Source organism: Deltaproteobacteria bacterium CG11_big_fil_rev_8_21_14_0_20_42_23, from assembly GCA_002796345.1.
GTDB lineage: Bacteria > UBA10199 > UBA10199 > 2-02-FULL-44-16 > 2-02-FULL-44-16 > 1-14-0-20-42-23.
Genome location: PCXC01000020.1, coordinates 1 through 8,794, shown reverse-complemented (window position 1 = coordinate 8,794; position 8,794 = coordinate 1). Strand labels below are relative to the sequence as shown.

8 protein-coding genes are annotated in these 8,794 nt (G+C 45.2%); 4 read left to right on the top strand and 4 right to left on the bottom strand.

The genetic code is table 11. From position 1 onward, the window contains the following. Nucleotides 1-233: hypothetical protein (locus COV43_02515; GenBank protein ID PIR26191.1), on the bottom strand; the 233-nt coding region annotated here is incomplete at its 3' end. A 150-nt stretch (nucleotides 234-383) separates the two neighbouring features. Here COV43_02515 and COV43_02510 point away from each other — a divergent pair. Further along, nucleotides 384-1,517 (top strand): AAA family ATPase, encoded by a 1,134-nt coding sequence (locus tag COV43_02510; GenBank protein ID PIR26190.1) that lies wholly within the window; start codon nucleotides 384-386, stop codon nucleotides 1,515-1,517. 122 nt (nucleotides 1,518-1,639) lie between these two features. Here COV43_02510 and COV43_02505 read toward each other — a convergent pair whose 3' ends face one another. The 3 genes from COV43_02505 to COV43_02495 form a co-directional block, all read right to left on the bottom strand. Beyond that, complete coding sequence (locus tag COV43_02505; protein PIR26189.1) at nucleotides 1,640-2,911, bottom strand: glutamyl-tRNA reductase; 1,272 nt, start codon at nucleotides 2,909-2,911, stop codon at nucleotides 1,640-1,642. A gap of 75 nt (nucleotides 2,912-2,986) precedes the next feature. Then, complete coding sequence (locus COV43_02500; protein ID PIR26188.1) at nucleotides 2,987-3,964, bottom strand: tRNA dihydrouridine(20/20a) synthase DusA; 978 nt, start codon at nucleotides 3,962-3,964, stop codon at nucleotides 2,987-2,989. Between the two features lie 3 nt (nucleotides 3,965-3,967). After that, the gene (locus COV43_02495) at nucleotides 3,968-4,915 is read right to left on the bottom strand and encodes a quinolinate synthase (protein PIR26187.1); all 948 of its coding nucleotides are present in this window, start codon (nucleotides 4,913-4,915) and stop codon (nucleotides 3,968-3,970) included. 71 nt (nucleotides 4,916-4,986) lie between these two features. Here COV43_02495 and COV43_02490 point away from each other — a divergent pair, with 71 nt between their 5' ends. From COV43_02490 to COV43_02480, 3 genes are all read left to right on the top strand, one after another. Next, on the top strand, nucleotides 4,987-6,162 hold the full coding sequence (locus COV43_02490) for a tetracycline resistance MFS efflux pump (GenBank protein PIR26186.1): 1,176 nt from the start codon (nucleotides 4,987-4,989) through the stop codon (nucleotides 6,160-6,162). Between the two features lie 14 nt (nucleotides 6,163-6,176). After that, complete coding sequence (locus COV43_02485) at nucleotides 6,177-7,391, top strand: 4-hydroxy-3-methylbut-2-en-1-yl diphosphate synthase (GenBank protein ID PIR26185.1); 1,215 nt, start codon at nucleotides 6,177-6,179, stop codon at nucleotides 7,389-7,391. Between the two features lie 132 nt (nucleotides 7,392-7,523). Next, nucleotides 7,524-8,588, top strand: coding sequence for a hypothetical protein (locus COV43_02480; GenBank protein PIR26184.1), 1,065 nt, complete (start codon nucleotides 7,524-7,526; stop codon nucleotides 8,586-8,588). Nucleotides 8,589-8,794: the final 206 nt, after the last annotated feature.

Sequence of the window (8,794 nt, the reverse complement as noted above, 5' to 3'; positions counted from 1 at the left end):
CGGTCTTGCCAGCCTTGGTATCGAGCAAAGCCTGTTTCTAAAAACTGCTTCTGAAAATCCCAAAGAGGATGAGTGGGTGCGCCCTGAAGCTTCATGGAAAAAGCACCGTTCCCCAAAGCAGTGCTGATGCCAGGAGATGTAGACTGCAAAGGGCTCGCCCAGGTTTGGTTCATAGGGCCAGGCCGGCCAAGAAAAGGCGTGAGCATGCCCAAATGGGATGGAATGGTGACCATGTTTGCTTATCGGTGAAAGGGGGAAAAGGTTGCTTGGGTTGTGCTGTGCTGTTACTCCCACGGTAAAATGTTGTTTTTTAAAAAAGTCTTGCTTTGACTGACTAAAATCAGTATAATTTAGTCAATTCAATGACAAATTAAAGGTCTTTTATGTACATACCCCAAAAACAGCTTCAAAACCTACAAAAGCTCTTACAGCTCGGCAAAGTTGTTGTTGTTGTTTATGGGCCACGACGCTGTGGCAAAACCACACTTCTTAAAAAGGTTTGTGAGCATACCAAAGATAGATTTTTATTCGTAAGTGGCGAAGACATTGCTGTTCGTGCCTATCTCGAAAGTGAATCAATTGAAAAACTCAAAGCTTTTGTCGGAAATCATCAACTTCTGATTATTGATGAAGCGCAAAAAATCACAAATACTGGCTTAGCTCTCAAGTTGCTTGTTGATCACATTAAAAACATCAAGGTGATTGCAACTGGATCTTCGTCGTTTGATTTAGCGAGAAACGTTGGCGAACCGCTTACCGGAAGAAAATTTACTCTTCACATGTTTCCCTTGGCACAACTGGAAATTTCTGCGATTGAAAAACGCCACGAGACAACAGCTCATTTGGAAAGTCGTCTCATTTATGGGTCATATCCCGAAGTGGTCACCCACCAAGACAATCAGCAACGTGAAATATATTTAAAAGAAATTGTTTCATCATATCTTTACAAAGATATCTTAGAACTAGATGGGTTAAGGCACTCTGAAAAATTGGTGCGCCTTCTACAATTACTCGCCTTTCAGATTGGAAAAGAAGTTTCTTATCATGAATTGGGCCAGCAGCTCAGCATGAGTAAAAATACCGTAGAACGCTATCTTGATTTACTGGAAAAATCTTTTGTAGTTTATAAATTGAGAGGATTAAGCAGAAATTTGCGCAAAGAAATCAGTAAAAGCCCGCGCTATTATTTTTATGATCTTGGTGTGAGAAATGCTCTCATCAATAATTTTAACATGCTCCCTTTACGTGATGATGTTGGTGCATTATGGGAAAACTACATCATCTCCGAGCGCCTCAAAAAACAGGAATATCAGCATATCTCAGCAAATAATTATTTTTGGAGAACCTACGATCAAAAAGAAATTGATTTTGTTGAAGAGCGTGCAGGAAAACTTTTTGCTTACGAGATAAAATGGAAAAAGAAAACACTCAAAGCGCCAAAGCTTTGGACAGACGCTTACCCCAACTCTACCTTTGACGTCATTCACCCGGAGAATTACTTGGAGTTCATTGCCTAAAATATCACTCAACGCTGCTAGGGCGAGAATGACAAAATACAGAATTGCCTGAGGAGATCCTTCTCGTTGTTCAGGATGACAAAAAGCACTAAGCACCAAGCACTATCGCACTAAACATCGCCCTAAACCTGATCAAGTTGGAAAATTTTTCGAATGAGGAAACAGAGTTCTTGTTCGTACTCTTGGCGCGTTGAAGCTTCTTTCAAGGAGAGGATGGGGTCGTGGAGGATTTTTTTGATGATGGCTTGAGTGCACTTGTCGAGAATTTCAGCTTGTTTTTCATCTTTGAGCCCAAGTTGTTTAAGGGCTTTGTCTACTTCTTTTTTGCGCACCTCTTCACACTTGATGCGAAGGTTGGCGATGGTAGGGTCAACAAGTGAGAGCACAATGTCACGGTAAGCTAGTTCCGCTTCTTCTTGCACCATTTCACTTGCTTGCTTGGCTTCGTTTTTTCGCAGGCTTTTGTTGTGCGTGGCAACGTCTTGCAAATCATCAATATTATAGAGGGAAACGTTGGCGAGCGTGCGCGCATTTTCTTCAACATCGCGCGGAACACCAAGATCGATCAAGTGCAAAGTACGATCTGCTCTGCAGCTTGTGATGTTTTTCAGTTGAGATGCACTTATAATAGGTTTTTCCGATCCGCTGCAAGTGATGACCACATCTGCTTTTGCAAGCCATGTATCAAGCTCGTCCCATCTTGCTGCATGAGCTCCAAGCTCTGCCGCAAGTTTTACTGCCGTTTGAAATGTGCGGTTGATGAGTACCAACTGGCCCAGCTCTTTTTTGCAAAAGGCTTTTGCGGTCACTGTTCCCATTTTTCCCGTGCCCACCACCAAAACCGTTGGCGGAGTTCTGGTGCAAAGTTTTCCTTCCAAGAGTTCAACCGCAATGCTGGAAAGAGAAGTGGCGCCAAGACCTATACCAGTCTCACTTCGCACACGTTTTGCGGTGTAGAAAGTACGATGCATCAGTTGGTTCAAAAACGGACCGGTGCAATTGCAGTTGTGCGCAATGTGATAAGCGTTTTTCACTTGTCCCAAAATTTGAGCTTCACCAAGCACAAGAGAATCTAAACTGGAGCTTACAGAAAAAAGATGAAGCACGGCCTCAAACCCGCTTGCAGCCTGCCAATACGGGGCGATGGAAGTTGCATCTATTTCAACCGCAGCGCACAAATGCTCTTGCAAACTTGAGGGCGAAAGTTCTTTGTTACTTACCACATACAGTTCAGTACGATTGCAGGTTGAAAGCAAAAGGCACTCATCCACATTGGCTTTTTGCTTGAAGTCTTCAAGCAAAAGAGATGTTTCTTCAGGAGAGAAAAAAAGTTTCTCACGATGCGAAAGGGGAAACGTTTTGTGGCTTACCCCAACGTAGTAAAAATAACTCATAGTACGAATCTGACCTCGTTTTGAAAGTGAAAGAGAGCCTAGCTGAATTTGAACTTCAGTTCAAGCTGATTGTCATCAGGTTTTTGGCTCTTTTGATCTCAAAATGCTGCAAATTTCTTTAAATGAATGGCTGTTGCTGATGCTGCTTAAGCTTCTACGCCAGGCTTTGGCGCCGGTTTGGCCTTGATAGAGTGATGACAGGTGACCCAGAACTGACTTGGGTTTGACGCCTTTTTTCATTTCGGCTTCAAGGTAGTGCAGCGATTTTTCTACCACTTCTTCACGGCTTACCTTGCTTTTTTCGGCTCCAAAAAACAGCTCGTCAGCTTCGGCAAAAATGAACATGTCTTCATAGGCGGCGCGTCCAATCATGACGCCGTCTACATGTTCAAGCTGTGTTTTGGCTTGGTCTAGTTTTCTGATTTCGCCGTTGATCACAATGTGCAAGTGCGGAAAATCTTGTTTCAACTTGTGAACGTCTTCATGTCGAATGGGCGGCTTGGTTCTGTTTTCCTTTGGGCTCAAACCCTTTAGCCATGCCTTTCTGGCGTGGACGATGAAATCGGTGCAGCCGGTTTTGGAAACGCAGTCAACAAAGGCATGCATGTCTAAGTAGGCATCTTGCTCGTCGATGCCAATGCGGTGCTTCACCGTGATGGGCAGGCTGCAAGCATCTTGCATGGCTTTCACACATTCCGCCACAAGCTCTGGCTCTGCCATGAGGCAAGCACCCATTTTTCCTGATTGCACGCGGTCTGACGGGCAACCCACATTTAAATTTACTTCGCGGTAGCCAAGTTTTTCGGCTTCCTTTGCAGCGTGCGCTAATTGCTTTGTGTCGGAGCCGCCCACTTGCAGGGCAAGCGGATGTTCTTCTGCGCTGTAATCGATGAGCCGCTCGGCGTAGCCATAGAACAGCGCTTGCGCGGTAATCATCGGAGTATAAAGCAAGGTGTGTTTGGTGATGAAGCGCATTAGAAAACGAAAATGCCGATCGGTGACATCCATCATGGGGGCAACAGAAAGTAAATGCTGGTGAGTGTTGGTAGTCATGATTTACGAAAGTTCCAACATGCGATTGAGCGACAGAGCAGCTTTTTTTAGCAGATCTGCATCCATAACAATTTCAGGTTTCATATCGCGAAGTGCAGCGTAGATTTTTTCTAACGTGTTGAGCTTCATGTATGGGCAGATGCTGCAGTTGCAACCAGCATCGGTGCCAGGTGCAGCAATAAAGGTTTTGCTGGGATTTGCTTTTTGCATTTGATGCAAAATGCCCACTTCGGTTCCCACAATAAATGTTTGACGTGGATCATCGTGAACAAATTGCAGCAAGTTGCTGGTGGAACCAACATACTCGGCGTGAAAGCGAACAGATTCGCTGCATTCCGGATGGCAGATGAAGGTGGCGCTTGGATGTGCGAGCTTCAAGTCTAAAATGGTCTCCGCGCGAAAGGCTTCGTGTACATGACAAGCGCCTGGCCACAATTCCATTTTTCGTCCAAGTTTTTCCACAAGCCACGAGCCCAAATGCTTATCGGGCGCGAAAAGCAGGGGAGTGTCTTTGGGAAAAGAAGCCACCACTTTGGCAGCGTTGCTTGAAGTGCAAATAATATCCGAGAGCGCTTTCACTTCTGCACTGCAGTTGATGTAGGAAATGATTTTATGTTCGGGATGTTCTTTTTTCCACGCTGCCAAATCGCGAGCATCGCAAGACGCAGCAAGTGAGCAACCGGCATCAAGATCTGGAAGCAGCACCGTTTTGCCAGGATTTACAATTTTGGCCGTCTCCGCCATGAAGTGCACTCCGCAAAAGAGGATGACATCTGCGTTTGAGCGCTTTGCAGCTTGGGCAAGGGCCAAGCTATCACCAAGCACATCGGCAATATCTTGCACATCGGCCTCTTGATAATAGTGCGCCAAGATCACCGCATTTTTCTGCCGCTTCAGTTCTTGAATGCTGGCAATCAGTTGATCACGCGTTTGTGTGTTTGCGGTTTCCATGCAGCGCAGAGCCCTAGTGCAGAGTTTTTTTGCTGACAAGGAAATTATTGTGATTTATAGCCCACGGCACTATGCGCTCAAAACTGCTGATTGTTTTTCTTGTCGTTTTCATCGATCTCTTAGGCTTTGGCATTATCATTCCCATTCTTCCGTATTACGCAGATTCGTTTGGTGCGAGTGCTTATGATGTGGGCATGCTGATGGTGTGCTATTCTGCAATGCAGTTTTTGTTTTCACCGCTGTGGGGAAGCCTTTCCGATAAAGTTGGCCGCAGGCCCGTGATGCTCTTTTGTCTTGTGGGCATGATGCTTTCGCTTGTGGTGCTTGGCTTTGCGCCTAGTCTTATGTGGCTTTACATCGCCAGAATTTTCTCTGGCATTTTTGGCGCCAACGTTTCTACGGCATCTGCTTATATAGCCGATGTCACCACCATTGAAGATCGCGCAAAAGGCATGGGACTTATTGGTGCTGCCTTTGGCTTGGGTTTTCTCGTTGGCCCTGCGGTTGGTGGCATGCTTTCCAAGTGGGGATATGGCACGGCTGCTTTTGCTGCTGCTATTTTTTCAGGTCTCAGTTTTCTTTTTGCCTTGTGGAAGCTGAAAGAGCCGCAGTTGAGTATGGAAGAACGAGCTGCACATCGTCGGCGTTTTGGATTTCGCGATTGGATTGCTACTTTCACCCATCCCACAACGGGCCTTGCCATTTGGATGTTTTTTTTAGTCACCAGTGGCCACGCTATAATCGAAACCATTTTTGGTCTTTTTCTGCTGAAGCAATTTGGCATGGATGCTTTTCAGGCAGGCTTGCTCTTGGCCTTGATGGCAGTGGTGATGGTGACAGTGCAGGGCAAAGGCATTGGCCCCCTCAGCAAAAAATTTGGTGAAGTAAAACTTTTAGTCTTTGGCACAAGTGCAATGACCGCAGCACTTTTTTTGGCTTCGTTTGGGAAATCATATTCCTTTTTCGTCGCAGCCATTTTGCTTCATGCCTTGGGATATGCTGTGACCAATCCATCTCTGATGAGCCAAGTATCCAAATACTCACCCGAAAGCTCAAAAGGGGCGACAATGGGCATTTATCAGTCGGCCGGGAGTTTGGCCAGAATTGCGGGTCCGTTGAGCGCTGGGCTTCTCTTTGATGTCTATGGGCCGTATTCTCCCTTTTTAGCGGCTTGTGTTCTTTTCTTCCTTGCCTTTTTGCTGCTGAATGTGAAGAAGAGGGTCTGGAAAGCGGCTTTGGCGCAATAGTTTTTGGAGATGATATGAAACGTCGAGAAAGTATTGAAGTAAATATCGGGCACGTTGGAGTGGGCGGAAGCAATCCTATTGTGATTCAGTCGATGACGAATACTGACACCGCCGATATCGAAAGTTCTGTTGCGCAAGTGAAAGAACTTGCCGACGCAGGTTCAGAACTGGTTCGCCTCACTGTCAATGTGGACGCGGCTGCGCAGGCGATTCCCGAAATTAAAAAACGTCTTCTCGATCTTGGCTGCGATGTTCCACTTATTGGAGATTTTCATTACAACGGCCACACACTTCTTACAAAATATCCAGAGTGCGCAAAAACTTTAGACAAATATCGCATCAATCCCGGCAATGTTGGGTTTGGAAATGCGCAAGATAGAAATTTTAAACAGATGTTAGACGTGGCGAAAGAATTTCAAAAGCCCATTCGCATTGGAGTGAATTGGGGCTCGCTGGATCAGGCCTTGCTTGTGCGCTTGATGGATGAAAACACTAACAAGCCTGAAGCCGAACAAAAATCTGCCGACGAAATTATGATTGATGCCATGGTGCAAAGTGCCGTGCAGTCTACAGAATCGGCCATTGCATACGGCGTTGCTGAAAATAAAATTATTGTGAGCTTAAAAATCAGCAAAGTAACAGCAGTAGTTGATGCTTATCAAACCTATGCGCCTCTTTCCAATTTGCCGTTGCATGTAGGATTAACCGAAGCGGGCATGGGCGTAAAAGGTGCTGTGTCAACATCTGCGGCTTTATCCATTTTGCTCAATCAAGGCATTGGCGATACCATTCGCGTTTCGCTTACGCCGCGTCCAGGTGCTTCGCGCACAGAAGAAGTGGAAGTGGCAAAAATTTTGTTGCAGTCGATGAACTATCGCCAGTTTTCGCCGCAAGTGACATCGTGCCCTGGCTGCGGACGCACAACCAATACGCTTTTCCAAGAGATGACCATCGACATGGAACACTTTTTCAAAGAAAAAATGCCAGAGTGGAAACAAAAAGGCTATAAAGGCATGGAGCAAATGCAAATTGCCGTGATGGGCTGCATTGTGAATGGACCTGGCGAATCAAAGCATGCCAATATTGGTATCTCTCTTCCAGGAAACGGGGAAAACCCCAAAGCACCTGTGTTTGTGGACGGCGAGAAAGTGGCAACACTTGAAGGCCCACAAATGATGACGCAGTTTAAGCAAATGGTGGAAGACTACGTTGAACGAAAGTATTCGTAATTTTCTTCAGCTGGTTATAAAAACTTTTTTAACAAGATCTTTGAAGGTTGTCATCCTGAACAAAGTGCCCGCCTGCCGGACGGGCAGGAAGGATCTCCATGAATTCACGTAGATTCTTCGCATACGCTCAGAATGACAGCGCGTTACTGCCCACACGCCCTAATGAAAAAATCTCTCGTCCATTTTGTTGATACCTTTTCTGAACTTTCGTTGTCTTGTGAAACTTCGCTTTTTATTTGTGATGATTTTTTTTGTCATCCTGAGCAGACGCGAAGAATCTCCCCATTTAAAAACTCACTTCTTTATCCTGTTTCCGCGGGCGAGCGTTTAAAAGATCTTGTTTCGTTTCCACAGCACGTCCAACACATCCTTGAGCTCACTAAAAACATTTCTCCAAAACACCTGAACATTGTTGCGCTTGGCGGTGGCTCTGTGCTTGATTTTGCTGGCTTCGTAGCCAGTGTTTTGAAGCGCGGCGTAAACTTTATTTCCATTCCCAGCACATGGCTTGCTGCGGTGGATGCTGCACACGGTGGAAAAACCGCGCTCAATGTTGGCGGTGTAAAAAATCAAGTGGGAACGTTTTATCCTGCAAGCGACATTTATATTGTAAAAAAAGTTTTAGACGAACTACCACTTCAACAAGCAAAAGAAGGCTTTGTAGAAATGCTGAAAATGGCATTGCTAAGCGGTGGCGAGTGGGCGGAAAACCTTTTACAGCAAGCACTTGAAGGCACACCCCTTCAAGACTTGTTATGGAATTTTTTACCGCAAGCCATTGATGCAAAAAATGAAGTAGTAAGTTGTGATCCTTACGAACAGACAGGCGAACGCCGTGTTTTAAATTTAGGCCACACCGTTGGGCATGTGCTGGAAACACTCTGCCAAACGCCGCATGGTATTGCCGTTGCGCATGGATTTTTATTTTCGCTCAAGTGGAGTGTTGCAGAATGTGGGCTTGATGAAAAAATTTTCGAGATGGTGAAAAGTATTTTTTCTCGTTACGAAATCGTGACGAAATCTGATCTTACGAAATGTTCACGTGAACATTTTTTGAAAGTCTTAGCTGGAGATAAAAAGAAAAACACAAGTGAAAGCACCCACTTCATTTTTCTGAAAGACTTGGGAAAGCCTGTGCACATCAGCAAAGGGTTTGAGGAGATTTCAAAGCAGTTTTTTATTCGTTCTTCTGAGTGATGCAGGTTTTGGATTCCATTTTGGAGCTGGATCTCAAACTTTTAATGAGTTTTGGAAGGTACGAAATCCCCAAACAAAGTGGAGCAAGAATACTGTAAGAGAAAATAATATCTAATTTAGTCCCCCCTGAAAAACCCTCCATGAGCACATCGAAGTGAGTAATGAGAGTGGTTTACGGTTTGGTGTTGTTGAAAAAAGGGCGTTTG

Excerpts from the sequence above, each read along its gene's own strand:
- COV43_02510 (PIR26190.1), top strand. The coding sequence starts at position 384 with ATGTACATACCCCAAAAACAGCTTCAAAACCTACAAAAGCTCTTACAG.
- COV43_02500 (PIR26188.1), bottom strand. The coding sequence starts at position 3,964 with ATGACTACCAACACTCACCAGCATTTACTTTCTGTTGCCCCCATGATG.
- COV43_02490 (PIR26186.1), top strand. The coding sequence starts at position 4,987 with ATGCGCTCAAAACTGCTGATTGTTTTTCTTGTCGTTTTCATCGATCTC.
- COV43_02485 (PIR26185.1), top strand. The coding sequence starts at position 6,177 with ATGAAACGTCGAGAAAGTATTGAAGTAAATATCGGGCACGTTGGAGTG.
- COV43_02480 (PIR26184.1), top strand. The coding sequence starts at position 7,524 with ATGACAGCGCGTTACTGCCCACACGCCCTAATGAAAAAATCTCTCGTC.
- COV43_02495 (PIR26187.1), bottom strand. The coding sequence starts at position 4,915 with ATGGAAACCGCAAACACACAAACGCGTGATCAACTGATTGCCAGCATT.
- COV43_02505 (PIR26189.1), bottom strand. The coding sequence starts at position 2,911 with ATGAGTTATTTTTACTACGTTGGGGTAAGCCACAAAACGTTTCCCCTT.